General features: G+C 71.9%; 15 protein-coding genes. 5 read left to right on the top strand and 10 right to left on the bottom strand.

From position 1 onward, the window contains the following. The first annotated feature begins 133 nt into the window (after positions 1 to 133). On the top strand, positions 134 to 805 hold the full coding sequence (nucS, locus tag E4U91_RS23780; protein WP_168218150.1) for an endonuclease NucS: 672 nt from the start codon (positions 134 to 136) through the stop codon (positions 803 to 805). 232 nt (positions 806 to 1,037) lie between these two features. Here nucS and E4U91_RS23775 read toward each other — a convergent pair whose 3' ends face one another. Both E4U91_RS23775 and E4U91_RS23770 read right to left on the bottom strand, forming a co-directional pair. Beyond that, positions 1,038 to 3,605: an ATP-binding protein gene (locus E4U91_RS23775; RefSeq protein ID WP_137308708.1), complete on the bottom strand. Its 2,568-nt coding sequence runs from the start codon at positions 3,603 to 3,605 to the stop codon at positions 1,038 to 1,040. A 231-nt stretch (positions 3,606 to 3,836) separates the two neighbouring features. Beyond that, the gene (locus E4U91_RS23770; RefSeq protein ID WP_067237173.1) at positions 3,837 to 4,160 is read right to left on the bottom strand and encodes an STAS domain-containing protein; all 324 of its coding nucleotides are present in this window, start codon (positions 4,158 to 4,160) and stop codon (positions 3,837 to 3,839) included. Positions 4,161 to 4,552: 392 nt separating this feature from the next. Between E4U91_RS23770 and E4U91_RS23765 the strand changes: the two genes are divergently transcribed. Next, positions 4,553 to 5,125 (top strand): cob(I)yrinic acid a,c-diamide adenosyltransferase, encoded by a 573-nt coding sequence (locus E4U91_RS23765; RefSeq protein ID WP_137308707.1) that lies wholly within the window; start codon positions 4,553 to 4,555, stop codon positions 5,123 to 5,125. Here E4U91_RS23765 and E4U91_RS23760 read toward each other — a convergent pair. Further along, entirely contained in the window at positions 5,122 to 5,661 is a 540-nt protein-coding gene (locus E4U91_RS23760) for a hypothetical protein (protein ID WP_137308706.1), read from the bottom strand. The two genes, E4U91_RS23765 and E4U91_RS23760, sit on opposite strands and share 4 nt — an antisense overlap. Positions 5,662 to 5,823: 162 nt before the next feature. Between E4U91_RS23760 and E4U91_RS23755 the strand changes: the two genes are divergently transcribed. The 3 genes from E4U91_RS23755 to E4U91_RS23745 all read left to right on the top strand — a co-directional run bounded on the left by E4U91_RS23755 (position 5,824) and on the right by E4U91_RS23745 (position 9,624). Then, positions 5,824 to 7,008, top strand: coding sequence for a sensor histidine kinase (locus E4U91_RS23755; protein WP_137308705.1), 1,185 nt, complete (start codon positions 5,824 to 5,826; stop codon positions 7,006 to 7,008). After that, positions 7,005 to 7,670, top strand: coding sequence for a response regulator (locus E4U91_RS23750; protein WP_137308704.1), 666 nt, complete (start codon positions 7,005 to 7,007; stop codon positions 7,668 to 7,670). The genes E4U91_RS23755 and E4U91_RS23750 overlap by 4 nt, the downstream gene beginning before the upstream one ends. A gap of 130 nt (positions 7,671 to 7,800) precedes the next feature. Next, positions 7,801 to 9,624, top strand: coding sequence for a glycoside hydrolase family 18 chitinase (locus E4U91_RS23745; RefSeq protein WP_137308703.1), 1,824 nt, complete (start codon positions 7,801 to 7,803; stop codon positions 9,622 to 9,624). Positions 9,625 to 9,652: 28 nt separating this feature from the next. Here E4U91_RS23745 and E4U91_RS23740 read toward each other — a convergent pair whose 3' ends face one another. From E4U91_RS23740 to E4U91_RS23710, 7 genes are all read right to left on the bottom strand, one after another. Next, complete coding sequence (locus E4U91_RS23740; protein WP_137308702.1) at positions 9,653 to 10,099, bottom strand: DUF2550 domain-containing protein; 447 nt, start codon at positions 10,097 to 10,099, stop codon at positions 9,653 to 9,655. A 130-nt stretch (positions 10,100 to 10,229) separates the two neighbouring features. Further along, the gene (locus E4U91_RS23735) at positions 10,230 to 10,604 is read right to left on the bottom strand and encodes a F0F1 ATP synthase subunit epsilon (protein ID WP_067237156.1); all 375 of its coding nucleotides are present in this window, start codon (positions 10,602 to 10,604) and stop codon (positions 10,230 to 10,232) included. 121 nt (positions 10,605 to 10,725) lie between these two features. After that, positions 10,726 to 12,162, bottom strand: a complete 1,437-nt coding sequence (atpD, locus tag E4U91_RS23730) for a F0F1 ATP synthase subunit beta (RefSeq protein WP_137308701.1) — start codon at positions 12,160 to 12,162, stop codon at positions 10,726 to 10,728. Next, positions 12,162 to 13,079 (bottom strand): F0F1 ATP synthase subunit gamma, encoded by a 918-nt coding sequence (locus E4U91_RS23725; RefSeq protein WP_137308700.1) that lies wholly within the window; start codon positions 13,077 to 13,079, stop codon positions 12,162 to 12,164. The genes atpD and E4U91_RS23725 overlap by 1 nt, the downstream gene beginning before the upstream one ends. A gap of 19 nt (positions 13,080 to 13,098) precedes the next feature. Next, complete coding sequence (gene atpA, locus E4U91_RS23720; protein WP_137308699.1) at positions 13,099 to 14,691, bottom strand: F0F1 ATP synthase subunit alpha; 1,593 nt, start codon at positions 14,689 to 14,691, stop codon at positions 13,099 to 13,101. Between the two features lie 127 nt (positions 14,692 to 14,818). Further along, on the bottom strand, positions 14,819 to 15,634 hold the full coding sequence (locus tag E4U91_RS23715) for a F0F1 ATP synthase subunit delta (protein ID WP_137308698.1): 816 nt from the start codon (positions 15,632 to 15,634) through the stop codon (positions 14,819 to 14,821). Continuing rightward, positions 15,631 to 16,176: a F0F1 ATP synthase subunit B gene (locus tag E4U91_RS23710; RefSeq protein WP_067237143.1), complete on the bottom strand. Its 546-nt coding sequence runs from the start codon at positions 16,174 to 16,176 to the stop codon at positions 15,631 to 15,633. Before E4U91_RS23710 ends, E4U91_RS23715 begins: the two co-directional genes overlap by 4 nt. Positions 16,177 to 16,184 lie beyond the last annotated feature (8 nt).

The raw sequence follows: 16,184 nt of genomic DNA, 5'->3' as shown, positions 1-16,184 counted from the left end.
TCCGTGTACAGGGAGGAAAGGGAGTGATCGACGGGACGGGCGGGGACACGTCCGGGCGGCGGGGGCGGCGGAGCGGGCGGGGCGGTGGAGGCGAATCGCGCGCCGCCCGGGGTGTCGAGTAGCGTTGCCGACCATGCGTCTCGTCATCGCCCGGTGCTCCGTCGACTACGCGGGTCGGCTCACCGCCCACCTTCCCACCGCGCCCCGTCTGATCCTGGTCAAGGCGGACGGCAGCGTCTCGATCCACGCGGACGACCGCGCCTACAAGCCCCTGAACTGGATGTCGCCGCCCTGCACGCTGAAGGAGGGCAGCGGCGAGGACGAGGGCGTCTGGACCGTCGTCAACAAGGCCGGCGAGAAGCTGATCATCACGATGGAGGAGATCCTCCACGACTCCTCGCACGAACTGGGCGTCGACCCCGGCCTGATCAAGGACGGCGTGGAAGCGCACCTTCAGGAGCTGCTCGCCGACCGCATCGACACCCTCGGCGAGGGCTACACGCTGATCCGCCGCGAGTACATGACCGCCATCGGCCCGGTCGACATCCTGTGCCGTGACGGCGAGGGCCGCACGGTGGCCGTGGAGATCAAGCGGCGCGGCGAGATCGACGGCGTGGAGCAACTCACGCGCTACCTGGAGCTGTTGAACCGCGACCCGCACCTCGCCCCGGTGCGCGGCATCTTCGCGGCCCAGGAGATCAAGCCCCAGGCCCGCGTCCTCGCCACGGACCGCGGCATCGGCTGCCAGGTCCTGGACTACAACGCCCTGCGCGGCATCGAGGACGACAAGCTGCGGCTGTTCTGACCGAACGCCTCGCGCGCCGCTGACGGAGCGCCCACCGGGCCGGACCGTCCCTCGGCGTCCGCGCGGTGGCCGCCACGACGGCGCTCCGCCACGGCGGTGGTGTCCGGCGGTGCCGCACCGGCCCGAAACCGTGTGCGACGCCGCCGCGGCCCCGGCGGGCGGCGGCAGGCCGGGCGGAGTTCCCGGCCTCGCGGCCGCCGCTCCCCCGGGCGCGCCCTCCGCTCGGCGGCCCTCAGATCACCGGCTCGCCGGACCCCGAGGAGCCGGCCGTGCCCGGCGTCCCTGCGCTGTCCTCGGGTGCGCTCCCCGAGGAAGCGGTCGGCACCGAGGTGACCGCGCCGCCGGCCGTCGCCGAGGTGTCGCTCGTCGGGCTCCCGGTCGGAGTGCCCGAGTCGGTCGGCGTCCCCGTGGGGGGCGTCGACGAGCCGGTCGGCGAGCCGGTGGGGCTGGACGAAGTCGAGGCCGACGGCCGTCCGGACGGGGACCCCGACGTGCTGGGGGACGGCGACGAGCTGGGACCGTCGTTGTCGTGCGTGCCCGGGGAACTGCTGGGCCCCGGTGTCGGGGCCGTCGTGCCCGTGGGGGTCGGGTCGTCCGACGTGCCCAGGGTGCCGTCGGGGCCCGGGTCCGTGGGGCGGCTCGTGGGGATGCCGGTGTCGCCGGTGCCCGGGTCGTCGCCCGGGGTGTCCGTGCCCGGGTTGCCGTCGTCCAGGCCGGTCGTGGCGGACGGGTTGACGCCGACGCGGTCGGAGGGGTTGTGGGCGTCGTTGTCGGAGGTCGCGCCGAGCGTGACGACCGTACCGAGGACGGCGACGAGCAGCGCGCCCGCGCCGGCCGCGACGAGGTTGCGCTTGGCGAGGCCGCGCAGGCCCCCGCGGCGGTGTGCGGCGGGCGTCGGGGCGGCGCCGGACTGCCGGTGGGTGACCAGGGTGGGCGGAGGCGGGGCGGGGAGCGCCGCGGGGGTGCCGCGGGGCGGGGTGACCGGCTGCTCGGGTCGGGTGTCGGACGCGTCCGGCGCCAACAGGGCCGCGACGCCGGGCACGTCGCCCGAGCGGTCGGCGACCAGGGCGAGGGCGCGGCGCCCGGCGACGGTGCCGCGCTTGTCGGCGAGGGCGCCGCGCAGCCCGATCGAGGAGTCCAACTCGGCGCGGGCCCGGTCCAGTTGCCCCTCGCACAGGGCGAGGACGCCGAGTTCGTGGTGGAAGTAGGCCTGGTCGGCGACCGCGCCGGCGAGCCGGGCGGCCTCGGCGCCGGAGCGCAGCGCCTTCTCCCAGGCGCTCCAGTGCAGTCCGGCGGCGAACGCCGGTGCCGCGGTGCGGGCCAGCTCCACGGGCACGCACGTCTCGTCCTCGGCGGGGCCGGTCGCGGCCGGTGCGGTGACGGCCAGCGCGGCGAGCACGGCGTCGGCCTCCGCGCACACCCGGTCGGGGGTGACCGAGGGGTGCCCGGCCCACCAGGCGTAGTGCCGGGCGGCGGTGTGGGCGGTCTCGGCGCCGTCGTCGGCGTACCCGGCGGCCTCCAGCTGGGTCAGGACGCCGGCGGCGAGCCGGTAGCGGGTGCCGACCGGGGAGACCAGCCCGCAGGCGGCGAGTTCGCCGAGGGCCGCGTCGGCGTGGGTGTCGCCGACGAGCGCGGGCAGGTGCGCCTGGTGCGGGACCTCGCCGCCCAGGGCGACGGCGAAGCGGAGGGTGGCGCGGGCGGAGGCGCTGAGCCGGGAGGCGAGCAGCGGGGCGGGCGCGGCGGCCTCGCCGAGGGAGGGCAGCGGTATCTCCTCGCCGCCCGCGTCGTCGGACGGTCCCGGCAGTCCGGACCCGGCGGTGTCGTCGGCCTTGGTGGACCCGGCGAGCGGCCGGGCGTCCTCGAAGACGCCGTACTCGTCGACCGCCTCGGCGCTGGCGCGCAGCCGGTCGCGCTGGCGCAGCAGGGCGCCGGCCTGGACGAAGCGCAGCGGCAGGCCCTCGGACTCGAACCAGAGGTCGCCGGCCCAGTTGGCCTCCTCCTCGGTGAGGGCGCGGCCGACGGCCCGCTCGATGAGGTCGGCGCCGCCGGCCCGGTCCAGTCCGGGCAGGTCGATGTCCTCGACGGCGGAGTCGGCGGTGGGCGGGGGCGTGTCCGGGGTCGCGCCGAAGAGGAAGGCGCACTCGGGGGTGGCGTCGAGGAAGTCGTCGAGCGCCGCGCCGCCGAAGTCGAGGTCGTCGACGATCACCACGGCGCCGACGTCCCGCACCAGGGCGAGCAGTTCGTCCGGGTCGGGGCGGTACTCGGCGGCCTCGTACACCGCGTGGAAGAGGTCGTGGAGCAGGTCGTCCGCGGTGCGGCGGAACCCGTTGAGGCGGACCACGCCGTCGGGGGCGAGGTCCGCGCAGTCCTCGGCGACGAGGTCGAGCATCCGGGTGCGGCCGGAGCCGGCGGGGCCGGCGAGCCGGACGGAGCGGCCGCGGGCCAGCAGCCGGACGAGTCGTTCGCGCTCGTCCTGACGGCCCAGCAGGGGCGGCGCGGGCCGGTCGGGTCCGGCGGGCGCGGGCAGCCGGGCGGCGCGGTCGGCCTCGGCGCGGGCGGCGGGGGTGCGGCGGACGGGCCGCTCGGGGCGTTCGGTGGGCGGGCAGAGCTCGATCTCACTGCCGTCGACGGGGTTGACGGTGACGAGGTGCTCGCCGGCCACGAGGCGCACCATGCGGACCGGTGAGGCCGCGTGCTGGCCGAAGTCGGGGGTCAGGGCTTCCCTGGAGGGGCGCGGGCGCGGTGCCCGGTCCTCGGCGTCGTGGCCGTACTCCTCGGGTCCCCGGCTGGTCGGGTCCATAGGCTCAAGCCCCCCAAAAGCGTCGTGTGGCGGTAGCCCCTCCCGGCCTTGCTGCACACTTCGCTGTCGCTTCTGGTCCGGTGCCCGCTCGAGGGTTGCGGGCGGCGGGCAGACGAACCGTAAACCTTGGGCCAGTATCTCCGACAGTCCGGGGTACTGCGCGGTCCGGGACGTCACGGTCCGGTGAGGATTGCGTGTGTGACGTCGTGGTTCACCGTGGACCCGCGCGGCTCAGACGTGGGGCAGCGACTCCGCCGCGAGGCCGCCCTCGATGGCGAGGATGCGGTGCAGCCGGGTGGCCACCAGCAGGCGCTGCATCTGCGGCGGCACCCCGCGCAGCACCAGGCGCCGGCCGCAGCGGCCGGCCCGCCGGTGGGCACCCATGATCACACCGAGGCCGGTGGCGTCCCAGGAGTCCAGCTCGGACAGGTCGAGCACCAGGTCGCCGACGCCGTCGTCGACCGCCGCGTGCAAGGCCGTACGGGCGTCCGCCGCGCTGCGGACGTCGAGGCGGCCCCCGACGACCAGCTCGACGTGGTCGCCCCTGATGTGCATATGCGCTCCCCTAAGCGTGCGTCTCGTGCTCCGCGGTGTGGTGGTCCGGTGTTGCAACCTCTGACTGCGGGAAACGTCCGGAGGTTGCCGTCTGTGAGCGAACCGATACCGAATTCACTCGCAGGGGTGAGGCCATGGGGACGCGAGTGGTTCCCGTGCCGGGAGAAGCCCTGCCCCCTCACGCGCCCGCTGTCACCGGAGTCAGCCGTCCGGAGCAGCGGACCGGTCCGGCCCGTACGTCCCCTCGGCGGGACACTAGCGGGCCGGAGGCGCTGTGTGACGGGTTAGTAACGCGCGTCACGTCTCATCTGACGGACATCACACCGCGGGCGTGTCAGGGGTCGCCACGTACGGCGTAGTTGAGCCCCTTTGACCCGAACTACTCTGGCCGCATGGTCAATCTGACGCGTATCTACACCCGTACCGGCGACCGGGGCACCACCGCCCTGGGGGACATGAGCCGGGTCCCGAAGACCGATCTGCGCATCGCCGCGTACGCCGACGCCAACGAGGCGAACGCGGTCATCGGCACGGCGATCGCCCTCGGCGGGCTCGGCGAGGAGGTCGTGGCGGTCCTCACCCGGGTGCAGAACGACCTGTTCGACGTGGGCGCGGACCTGTCGACGCCGGTGGTGGAGGACCCCGAGTACCCGCCGCTGCGGGTGGAGCAGTTCTACGTCGACCGGCTGGAGGCGGACTGCGACCGCTTCAACGCCGAGCTGGAGAAGCTGCGCTCGTTCATCCTGCCCGGGGGCACGCCCGGCGCGGCCCTGCTGCACCAGGCGTGCACGGTGGTGCGCCGGGCCGAGCGCTCGACGTGGGCGGCGCTTCAGGCGCACGGCGAGGTGATGAACCCGCTGACCGCGACCTACCTCAACCGGCTGTCGGACCTGTTGTTCATCCTGGCCCGCACGGCGAACAAGGAGACCGGCGACGTCCTGTGGGTGCCGGGCGGCGAGCGTTAGGACGGGCGCTCGCGCTTGGGGAACAGCGTGTAGCTCGCCGCGACGACCAGGTTGATGCCGATGACGAGGAGCATCCGGTGCTGCCAGGCGCGCAGGGAGCCGGTGTCGCCGTCGTCGCCGACGTACCAGGCCGCGGCCTGGAGCAGGGCGAGGGCGACGGTGCAGGCGACGATCCAGCGGCCCGCGACCTTCCACTCGTGGAGGGCGCGGGCCCGGCCGTAGCGGGGCGGTCGCACGGGGGGCGGGCCGCCGGCGAAGCGGTGCGCGAAGCGGGCGTCGGCCCAGGCGATGGTGGAGTGGCCCAGCCCGACGGTGAAGCCGATGTAGACCGCGGCCAGCCCGTGGCGCCAGTCCGGTGCGGCGCCGTGGCGCAGGTCGATCGCGGTGACGGCGAACAGGACCACCTCCAGCAGCGGCTCGCACAGCAGCAGGGCGAGGCCGGTGCGCGGCATCCGCAGCAGGTACCGGACGGCCAGTCCGGCGGCCAGCAGCACCCAGAACGCCACCTCGCAGGCGACGACCAACCCGACGATCACGTTCGCTCCCTCCGTACGCCCGGGGAGGCGCCCCTCCAGCCTCACGGCGGGGACGGCCGGGCGCGTCGTCGCCGATGACGACCCGTCGGTACATCGAAGGATGCAGTGCGGACCCTCCCCGGGCACCAGGCGGCGGGCCCGCTGAGCGTGTTGGATGGGGACATGGCCGTACGACCGGGCCGGCCGCGCCTGTCCCGCCCGCACCGCTTCGACGTGGGCGTCGCCCTCGCCGGTCTGCTCGGCGGGCTGGCGATGGCCGCGCTGGGCCTGTCCACGTCGGGCAGCGCGCTGCTGCCGCCCGCCTGGGGGCTCCTGGCGCTGGCCGTGATGGCCGGCCTGGAGCTGCTGCGCCGATCGGCGCCGCGGGCCGCGCTGCTCGCGGGCACCGGGGCGCTGGTGCTGGACGTGCTCGCCCCGGGCAACGCGGCGACCATCCTGATGTACACCGACCTCGCGTACGCGGCCGTGCTGTACGGGCCCCCGTCGGCCGCGCGCCGGGTCCCGGTGGTCACCGGGCTGGCGAGCCTCGCCGTGACGCTGGGCTTCCTGGTGTGGTGGCGCGACCCGCAGGCGCTGTTCGTCGGGCTCGGCGCGGCGCTCGTCTCGTTCGGGCCGGCCGCCACCGGCGCGCTGGTGCGCGACCACCGCGACGCGGCCGAGGCCGCCCGGCTGCGCGCCGGGCAGACGGCGCTGCTCGCGGAGCGGGACCGGGTCCAGGCGGTGACCGCCGAGCGGGCCCGGGTGGCCCGTGAGCTGCACGACCTGGTGGCGGGCCACCTGTCGGCCATCGCCATCCACTCCACGGCGGCCCTGTCGATCGACGAGCCGGCGACCACGAAGGAGGCGCTGGTGGTCATCCGGGAGAACAGCGTGGAGGGGCTGGCCCAGATGCGACGGCTGATCGGGATCCTGCGGGACGCCGGCGCGGAGGAGGCACCCGCGGCCGCGCCGACCCTGGACGGGCTGGGCGCGCTGGTGGAGACGGCCCGCACCAATGGTCTGGACGTGTGCCTGGCCGCGGAGCACGCGGAGGTGCCGGCGCCCGTCGGACTGGCCGCGTACCGCATCGTCCAGGAGTCCCTGACCAACGCCCTCAAGCACGGCGGTCCCGGCCCGGTCACGGTGTCGCTGGGCGAGCGGGACGGGGCGCTGGAGGTGCGGGTGAGCAGCCCGTACGTCCGGCGCGGCGGGCCGCTGGCACCCGGCTCGGGCGCCGGTCTGGTCGGCATGCGGGAGCGGGCCGCGCTGCTCGGCGGCACGTTCTCGGCGGGGCCGGACGGGGAGCGCTGGACCGTGCGCGCGGGGCTGCCGCTCGCGGCGGACACCGCGTCAGGAGGTGCCCGGTGAACGGCCCCGTGCGGGTGCTGGTCGCCGAGGACCAGTCGGCCGTGCGCGCCGGGCTGGTGCTGATCCTGCGCAGCGCGCCCGGCATCGAGGTGGTCGGCGAGGCGGCGGACGGCGAGCAGGCGGTGGCGCTGGCGCGGGAGTTGGGACCGGACGTGGTGCTGATGGACGTTCAGATGCCGCGGCTGGACGGGGTGTCGGCGACCCGGCGGATCATCGGCGAGCGCCTGGCCGACGTCCTGGTGCTGACCACCTTCGACCTGGACGCGTACGTGTTCGGGGCGCTGCGCGCGGGGGCCGCGGGGTTCCTGCTGAAGAGCGCGGAGGCGCGCGAACTGATCGAGGCGGTACGGACGGTGGCGCGGGGCGAGGGGGTGGTGGCCCCGGCGGTCACGCGCCGGCTGATCGCGGAGTTCGCGGCCGGGTCGGCGCGGGAGCCGAGGGCCGATCCGGCGGTGCTCGACGGGCTCACCCGGCGGGAGCGCGAGGTGTTGTCCTGTCTCGGCGCGGGGCTGTCCAACGCGGGGATCGCCGAGCGGCTGGAGATGGCCGAGGCGACGGCGAAGACGCACGTCAGCCGTCTGCTGGGGAAGCTGGGGCTGCGCAGCCGGGTGCAAGCCGCGGTGCTCGCGCAGGAGTTGGGGATCCAGCCGTCCGACCGGTGAAGTGGTCCAGACCTATTGACCTGTGGTCCAGACCTTTCTATTCTCGCGGCACCGTGGGCTGAAGGCTCAGTCATGCCCACGACACCCCACACATCTCCACACCCCCGCTCCCCCAAACAGAGGACGCAGGATGCGCTTCAGACACAAAGCGGCGGCCGCCCTGGCCACCCTGGTGCTCCCGCTGGCCGGACTGGTCGGCATCGCGAGCCAGGCGGAGGCCGCTTCGAACGCCACCGCCACCTTCACCAAGACCAGCGACTGGGGTACCGGCTTCGGCGGTCAGTGGACCGTGAAGAACACCGGCACCAGCAGCATCAGTTCCTGGACCGTGGAGTGGGACTTCCCCTCCGGCACCAAGGTCACCTCGGCCTGGGACGCCACGGTCACCAACTCCGGCGACCACTGGACCGCCAAGAACGTCGGCTGGAACGGCACCATCGCCCCCGGTGCCTCCGTCTCCTTCGGCTTCAACGGCAGCGGCCCCGGCTCGCCCGCCAACTGCAAGCTGAACGGCGGCAGCTGTGACGGCGGCCCCACCGTCCCCGGTGACACCGCCCCCTCCGCGCCCGGCACCCCCACCGCCTCCTCCGTCACCGACACCTCGGTGAAGCTCAGCTGGAGCGCGGCCACCGACGACAAGGGCGTCAAGAACTACGACGTCCTGCGCGACGGCGCCAAGGTCGCCACCGTGACCACCACGTCGTACACCGACACCGGGCTGACCGCGGGCACCGACTACACCTACACGGTGCAGGCCCGCGACACCGCCGACCAGACGGGCCCGGTCAGCGGCTCGGTCGCCGTCCACACCACCGGCGGGACCACCACTCCCCCGCCCCCCGGCGGCAAGGTCAAGCTCGGCTACTTCACCGAGTGGGGCATCTACGGCCGCAACTACAACGTCAAGAACCTGGTGACGTCGGGCTCCGCGGCCAAGATCACCCACATCAACTACGCCTTCGGCAACGTCACCAACGGCCAGTGCGCCATCGGTGACTCCTACGCCGACTACGACAAGGCCTTCACCGCCGACCAGTCCGTCGACGGCGTCGCCGACACCTGGGACCAGCCGCTGCGCGGCAACTTCAACCAGCTGCGCAAGCTGAAGGCCAAGTACCCGAACATCAAGATCCTGTGGTCCTTCGGCGGCTGGACCTGGTCCGGCGGCTTCGGCCAGGCGGCGGCCAACCCGGCCGCGTTCGCCCAGTCCTGCTACAACCTGGTCGAGGACCCGCGCTGGGCCGACGTCTTCGACGGCATCGACATCGACTGGGAGTACCCGAACGCCTGCGGTCTGAGCTGTGACACCTCGGGTGCGGCGGCGTACAAGAACCTGATGGCCGCGCTGCGCGCCAAGTTCGGCGCCAACAACCTGGTCACCGCGGCCACCACGGCCGACGGCTCGGCCGGCGGCAAGATCGAGTCCGCCGACTACGCGGGCGCCGCGCAGTACGTCGACTGGTACAACGTGATGACGTACGACTTCTTCGGCGCGTGGGACGCCAAGGGCCCGACCGCCCCGCACTCCCCGCTCACCTCGTACACCGGCATCCCCAAGGCGGGCTTCACCACCGCCGACGCGATGGCCAAGTTCAAGGCGATCGGGGTCCCCGCCAACAAGCTGCTCATCGGCATCGGCTTCTACGGCCGCGGCTGGACCGGCGTCACCCAGGACGCCCCGGGCGGCACGGCCACCGGCCCCGCGGCCGGCACCTACGAGCAGGGCATCGAGGACTACAAGGTCCTCAAGACGTCCTGCCCGGCCACCGGCACCATCGCCGGCACCGCGTACGCCCACTGCGGCACCAACTGGTGGTCCTACGACACCCCGGCCACCATCGCCACCAAGATGGCCTGGGCGAAGAACCAGGGCCTGGGCGGCGCCTTCTTCTGGGAGTTCAGCGGTGACACCGCGAACGGCGAGCTGGTGAGCGCGATCAACAGCAATCTGTAGGAACCCGCTAGACCCGTAAGTACGTGCTCTAGGCGACGTTGACGCGCTGACCGGGCGGGGCTGCCTCAAGCCACGCGAGAAATCCGGTCAGCGCGTCTTCGCTCATGGCGAGTTCGAGACGCGTCCCCTGATGGAGACAGACCAGGACCACCGCGTCCGACAGCAGCGCCAGCTCTTCCTCGCCCTCGGGCAGCCGGCGCCCGGCCACCTCGATCGAGGCGCGCTCCAGGACCCGGCGCGGGCGGGGGGCGTAGGAGAAGACCCGGAACCAGGTCAGGCGGTCGCCGCTGTACCGGGCCACCCCGTAGGACCAGCCCTTGCCGCTCGTGTCCGGCCTCTCCGGCACGTCCCAGCGCAGGCTGCAGTCGAAGGTACCCCCGGAGCGCTGGATCAGCCTGCGCCGCAGACCGAAGACGAACAGACCCAGCCCCATGAGGGCGACGACGATTCCGCACACAGTCAGAGCGAGGACCATCGACTACCGACCTCCTCGACTCCTAGATAACGGAACGGAAAAAACATCCAGATTCACCTCAGCCGCGGCCGGCGCCGGATTGCTCCGGTGCCGACCGCGGCTGAGTGACGTCATCGCATACGCGCTGTGCTCAGTGCGTGGTCGCCGCCCGCAGGCGGACCTCCGCGCGCCGCTCGGCGAAGGCGTCGCCCTCGGCCTTCGCGCGCTCCAGCTCCCGCTCGGCGCGCTGGACGTCGATCTCGTCCGACAGTTCGGCGATCTCCGCCAGCAGCGACAGCTTGTCGTCCGCGAACGAGATGAAACCGCCGTGCACCGCGGCGACGACCGTTCCACCGTCACTCGTACGGATGGTCACGGGGCCCGACTCCAGCACACCGAGCAGCGGCTGGTGACCGGGCATGACGCCGATGTCGCCGGACGTGGTGCGCGCGACGACCAGGGTGGCCTCGCCGGACCAGACCTGGCGGTCGGCGGCGACCAGCTCGACGTGCAGCTCAGCAGCCAAGAGAGGCTCCTCGGGTCACCACCCGGCTCTTGCTCGCCGGGTGTTGGGTACAAGTCTAAGGGGCGTGACAGAGGGGGCGGGACGACCCCGCCCCCTCACGCGTCACACGGGCAGCCGGGGGTCAGGAGACGCCCAGCTCCTTCGCGTTCTTCTTCAGGTCCTCGAGACCACCGCACATGAAGAACGCCTGCTCCGGGAAGTGGTCGTAGTCGCCGTCGCAGATCGCGTTGAACGCGGCGATCGACTCGTCCAGCGGCACGTCCGAACCGTCCACGCCGGTGAACTGCTTGGCGACGTGGGTGTTCTGGGACAGGAAGCGCTCCACGCGACGGGCACGGTGGACGACGAGCTTGTCCTCCTCGCCGAGCTCGTCGATGCCGAGGATCGCGATGATGTCCTGCAGGTCCTTGTACTTCTGCAGGATCGTCTTCACGCGCATGGCCGCGTTGTAGTGGTCCGCCGTGATGTAGCGCGGGTCCAGGATGCGGGACGTGGAGTCCAGCGGGTCCACGGCCGGGTAGATGCCCTTCTCCGAGATCGGACGGGACAGCACCGTCGTCGCGTCGAGGTGGGCGAAGGTGGTGGCCGGGGCCGGGTCGGTCAGGTCGTCCGCGGGGACGTAGATCGCCTGCATCGAGGTGATCGAGTGACCGCGGGTCGACGTGATGCGCTCCTGGAGCAGACCCATCTCGTCGGCCAGGTTCGGCTGGTAGCCCACCGCGGACGGCATGCGGCCGAGCAGCGTGGAGACCTCGGAACCGGCCTGCGTGAAGCGGAAGATGTTGTCGATGAAGAACAGCACGTCCTGCTTCTGGACGTCACGGAAGTACTCGGCCATGGTGAGGCCGGCCAGCGCGACGCGCAGACGGGTGCCCGGGGGCTCGTCCATCTGACCGAAGACCAGGGCGGTCTTGTCGATGACGCCCGAGTCCGACATCTCCTCGATGAGGTCGTTGCCCTCACGGGTGCGCTCACCGACACCGGCGAACACGGAGACACCGTCGTGGTTGTTGGCGACGCGGTAGATCATCTCCTGGATGAGCACCGTCTTGCCGACGCCGGCACCGCCGAACAGACCGATCTTGCCGCCCTTGACGTACGGGGTCAGCAGGTCGATGACCTTGACGCCGGTCTCGAACATCTCGGTCTTCGACTCGAGCTCGTCGAAGTTCGGGGCCTTGCGGTGGATGCCCCAGCGCTCGCCGGTGTACTGCTCGTCGACGTTCAGCACCTCACCGAGGGTGTTGAACACCTTGCCCTTGGTGAAGTCGCCGACCGGCACCGTGATGGAGTTGCCGGTGTCGGTGACCGCGGCCTGGCGGACCAGACCGTCGGTGGGCTGCATGGAGATGGTGCGGACCAGGCCGTCACCCAGGTGCTGGGCGACCTCCAGGGTCAGCGTCTTCTTCTCGCCGGCGTTGGCCGGGTCGGCCACCTCGACGTGAAGGGCGTTGTAGATGTCCGGCATCGCGTCGACGGGGAACTCCACGTCGACGACCGGGCCGATGACCCGGGCGACGCGGCCCGTAGCCGTCGCGGTCTCAACAGTGGTGGTCATTATCGGTCACTCCCCGCGGTCGCGTCGGCCAGGGCACTGGCGCCACCGACGATCTCGCTGATTTCCTGGGTGATTTCGGCCTGGCGGGCCGCGTTGGCAAGACGGGACAGCGTGTTGATCAGCTCGCCCGCGTTGTCGGTGGCCGACTTCATCGCGCGCCGCGTGGCGGCGTGCTTCGAAGCGGCCGACTGGAGCAGCGCGTTGTAGATCCGGCTCTCCACGTAGCGCGGCAGCAGCGCGTCGAGGACGTCCTCCGCGGAGGGCTCGAAGTCGTAGAGCGGGAGGATCTCGCCCTGCGGCTTGGCCTCCTGCGCGACCTCTTCCAGCCGCAGCGGCAGCAGCCGGGCGTCGAGCGCCGTCTGCGTCATCATCGAGACGAACTCGGTGAAGACGATGTGGAGCTCGTCCACCCCGCCCTCGGCCGTGTCCTTCTCGATGGCCTCGATGAGGGGCGCCGCGACCTTCTTGGCGTCCGCGTACGTCGGCTCGTCGGTGAAGCCCGTCCACGACTCCGAGATCTTGCGCTCACGGAAGTTGTAGTGGGCGACACCGCGCCGGCCGACGATGTACGTGTCGACCTGCTTGCCCTCGCGCTCCAGGCGCTCGGTCAGCTGCTCCGCCGCCTTGATGGCGTTGGAGTTGAAGGCACCGGCCAGACCGCGGTCGCTCGTGAGGAGCAGGACCGCGGCACGGGCCGGGTTCTCCGCCTCCGTGGTGAGCGGGTGCTTGGTGTTCGAACCCGTACCGACCGCCGTGACCGCGCGGGTCAGTTCCTGCGCGTACGGCGTGGAGGCCGCCACCTTGCGCTGCGCCTTGACGACGCGCGAGGCGGCGATCATCTCCATCGCCTTGGTGATCTTCTTGGTCGCGGTGACGGATCGGATGCGACGCTTGTAGACCCGGAGCTGGGCTCCCATGAGTCAGGTCCTTCCTACGTCACTTGGCGGCAGCGGCCGGAGCCTCTTCGCCGAGGAGCTTGCCGTCGGAGGTCTCGAACTGCTTCTTGAACTCCGTGATCGCGTCGGCGACGGCCGTGAGGGTGTCGTCGGACATCTTGCCGCCCTCACGGATGGAGGTCATGAGGCCCTGCTCCTTGCGGTGCAGGTACTCCAGCAGCTCCCGCTCGAAGCGGCGGATGTCGGCGACCGGCACGTCGTCCATCTTGCCGGTGGTGCCGGCCCAGACGGAGACGACCTGGTCCTCGGTGGACATCGGCTGGTACTGGTCCTGCTTCAGCAGCTCGACCATGCGCTGACCGCGCTCCAGCTGCGACTTCGAGGCCGCGTCCAGGTCGGAACCGAAGGCGGCGAACGCCTCCAGCTCACGGAACTGGGCGAGGTCGACGCGCAGACGGCCGGAGACCTGCTTCATCGCCTTGTGCTGCGCGGAACCACCGACGCGGGACACGGAGATGCCGACGTTCAGCGCGGGGCGCTGACCGGCGTTGAACAGGTCCGACTCCAGGAAGCACTGGCCGTCGGTGATGGAGATGACGTTGGTCGGGATGAACGCCGAGACGTCGTTGGCCTTGGTCTCGACGATCGGCAGACCGGTCATCGAACCGGCACCCATCTCGTCGGAGAGCTTGGCGCAGCGCTCCAGCAGCCGGGAGTGCAGGTAGAAGACGTCACCCGGGTAGGCCTCACGGCCCGGCGGGCGGCGCAGCAGCAGCGACACGGCGCGGTAGGCGTCGGCCTGCTTCGAGAGGTCGTCGAAGATGATGAGGACGTGCTTGCCCTCGTACATCCACTGCTGACCGATGGCCGAACCGGTGTACGGCGCCAGGTACTTGAAGCCGGCCGGGTCGGACGCCGGGGCGGCGACGATGGTCGTGTACTCCAGGGCGCCGTTCTCCTCCAGCGCGCGGCGCACGCCGGCGATGGTGGAGCCCTTCTGGCCGATGGCGACGTAGATGCAGCGGACCTGCTTCTTCGGGTCGCCCGAGCGCCAGTTGTCGCGCTGGTTGATGATCGTGTCGACGGCCAGCGCGGTCTTGCCGGTCTGGCGGTCACCGATGATCAGCTGACGCTGACCACGGCCGATCGGGGTCATCGCGTCGACGGCCTTGTAGCCCGTCTCCATGGGCTCGTGCACCGACTTGCGCTGCATGACCGTGGGGGCCTGCAGCTCGAGGGCGCGACGGCCGGACGTCTCGATCTCGCCGAGGCCGTCGATCGGGTTGCCGAGCGGGTCGACGACACGGCCGAGGTAGCCCTCGCCGACCGCGACGGAGAGGACCTCACCGGTGCGCGTGACCGGCTGACCCTCCTCGATGCCGCTGAACTCGCCCAGGACGACCGCACCGATCTCGCGCTCTTCCAGGTTCAGCGCGAGACCGAGGGATCCGTCCTCGAACTTCAGCAGTTCGTTCGCCATGGCCGAGGGCAGTCCCTCGATCTTGGCGATGCCGTCGCCGGCAACGGTGACCGTCCCGACCTCCTCGCGCGAGGCCGCGTCCGGCTTGTACGACTGGACGAAGGTCTCCAGTGCGTCCCGGATCTCCTCCGGCCGGATCGTGAGCTCCGCCATCTGGGTTCCCTGCTCTCCTTGTTGGGCCCGAAGTTTCACTTGGGGGGTATGGGGATCCCCCCCAAAAGAGGTGAATCCTCTGCACGGCCCAACCAGGGCCGTAGGTACGTTCGTGTTGAGTTGGCTGCTAGCTCGCCATGCGGCGGGCGGCGTCGTCGATGCGGTCCGCGATCGAGCCGTTGATGATCTCGTCGCCGACCTGCACCCGGATCCCGCCGAGGACGTCGGGGTCCACGTCGAGGTTCAGGTGCATGCTGCGGCCGTAGAGCTTCGCCAGGGCGGCGCCCAGGCGCTGCTTCTGCCCGTCGCTCAGCGGCACCGCCGAGGTGACCACGGCCACGACGCGGTTGCGGCGCTCGGCGGCGAGCTTGGACAGCGAGTCCAGTCCCGCTTCCAGGCTACGACCCCGCGGCGCACTCACCAGGCGCGTGACCAGACGCTCGGTGGCCGCGTCGGCCCGGCCGCCGAGCAGGCTGCCCAGCAGCACGCTCTTGGCCGTTCCGGTGGCCTTCCGGTCCGTCAGTGCGGCGCGCAGCTCGGTGTTCGAGGCGACGATCCGGCCGAAGCGGAACAGTTCGTCCTCGACGTCGTCGAGCGTGCCGGCCCGCTGGGCGGACGTGAGGTCGGCGGTGTTCGCCAGCTCCTCCAGCGCGTCCACCAGGTCGCGCGGCTGCGACCAGCGGGAACGCACCAGACCGGCCACCAGGTCGGCGGCGTGGCCGCTGATCTGGGCGCCGAGCAGGCGCTGCACCAGTTCGGCCTTGGCCTCTCCGGCCTGCGCCGGGTCGGTCAGGACCCGACGCAGCGACACCTCGCGGTCGAGCAGCGCGGTGACGGCCGCCAGCTCGTCGGCGAGCCGCGCGGCGTCCACGGTCGTGGAGTCCGTCAGCGCGTCGAGACGCTCACGTGCGGCTGCCAGGGCCTCGCGGCTCGCTCCGTTCATCGCGCCGCCTCGGCCTTCTCCTCGAGCTCGTCGAGGAAGCGGTCGATCACGCGGCTCTGCCGGGCGTGGTCCTCGAGGGACTCACCGACGAGCTTGCCGGCCAGCTCGGTGGCCAGCTTGCCGACGTCCTGACGCAGCGCGGAGGACGCGGCCTTGCGGTCGGCCTCGATCTGGGCGTGACCGGCGGTGACGATCTCCTCGCGCTGGCGCTGGCCCTCCGCACGCATCTCGGCGATGAGTGCGGCGCCCTGCTCCTGTGCCTCCTGGCGCAGGCGCGCGGCCTCGTGCCGGGCCTCGGCGAGCTGGGCCTTGTACTGCTCGAGGACGCTCTGAGCCTCGGTCTGCGCGGCCTCGGCCTTCTCGATACCGCCCTCGATGGCCTCGCGACGCTCTTCCAGAACCTTGTTGATGTTCGGGAGGAGCTTCCAGGCGAGGAAGCCGAAGACGATGACGAAGGCGATGAGGCCGATGACGAGCTCGGGGATCGGCGGGACGAGGGGATTCTCGGTCTCCTCGGCCGCCAGAATGAGCAGCTGGCTCATGTCAGTGC

The organism is Streptomyces lasalocidi, assembly GCF_005280215.1.
GTDB lineage: Bacteria > Actinomycetota > Actinomycetes > Streptomycetales > Streptomycetaceae > Streptomyces > Streptomyces longwoodensis.
Note: the sequence above shows the minus strand (reverse complement) of the source record. Positions and strands in the feature narration are given on the sequence as shown.

Bases quoted from the DNA above. Each gene is read 5' to 3' on its own strand.
- atpD (WP_137308701.1), bottom strand. From the start codon at position 12,162: ATGACCACCACTGTTGAGACCGCGACGGCTACGGGCCGCGTCGCCCGG.
- atpA (WP_137308699.1), bottom strand. From the start codon at position 14,691: ATGGCGGAGCTCACGATCCGGCCGGAGGAGATCCGGGACGCACTGGAG.
- E4U91_RS23770 (WP_067237173.1), bottom strand. From the start codon at position 4,160: ATGCACATCAGGGGCGACCACGTCGAGCTGGTCGTCGGGGGCCGCCTC.
- E4U91_RS23710 (WP_067237143.1), bottom strand. From the start codon at position 16,176: ATGAGCCAGCTGCTCATTCTGGCGGCCGAGGAGACCGAGAATCCCCTC.
- E4U91_RS23740 (WP_137308702.1), bottom strand. From the start codon at position 10,099: ATGGTCCTCGCTCTGACTGTGTGCGGAATCGTCGTCGCCCTCATGGGG.
- nucS (WP_168218150.1), top strand. From the start codon at position 134: ATGCGTCTCGTCATCGCCCGGTGCTCCGTCGACTACGCGGGTCGGCTC.
- E4U91_RS23715 (WP_137308698.1), bottom strand. From the start codon at position 15,634: ATGAACGGAGCGAGCCGCGAGGCCCTGGCAGCCGCACGTGAGCGTCTC.
- E4U91_RS23745 (WP_137308703.1), top strand. From the start codon at position 7,801: ATGCGCTTCAGACACAAAGCGGCGGCCGCCCTGGCCACCCTGGTGCTC.
- E4U91_RS23765 (WP_137308707.1), top strand. From the start codon at position 4,553: ATGGTCAATCTGACGCGTATCTACACCCGTACCGGCGACCGGGGCACC.
- E4U91_RS23775 (WP_137308708.1), bottom strand. From the start codon at position 3,605: ATGGACCCGACCAGCCGGGGACCCGAGGAGTACGGCCACGACGCCGAG.
- E4U91_RS23755 (WP_137308705.1), top strand. From the start codon at position 5,824: ATGGCCGTACGACCGGGCCGGCCGCGCCTGTCCCGCCCGCACCGCTTC.
- E4U91_RS23725 (WP_137308700.1), bottom strand. From the start codon at position 13,079: ATGGGAGCCCAGCTCCGGGTCTACAAGCGTCGCATCCGATCCGTCACC.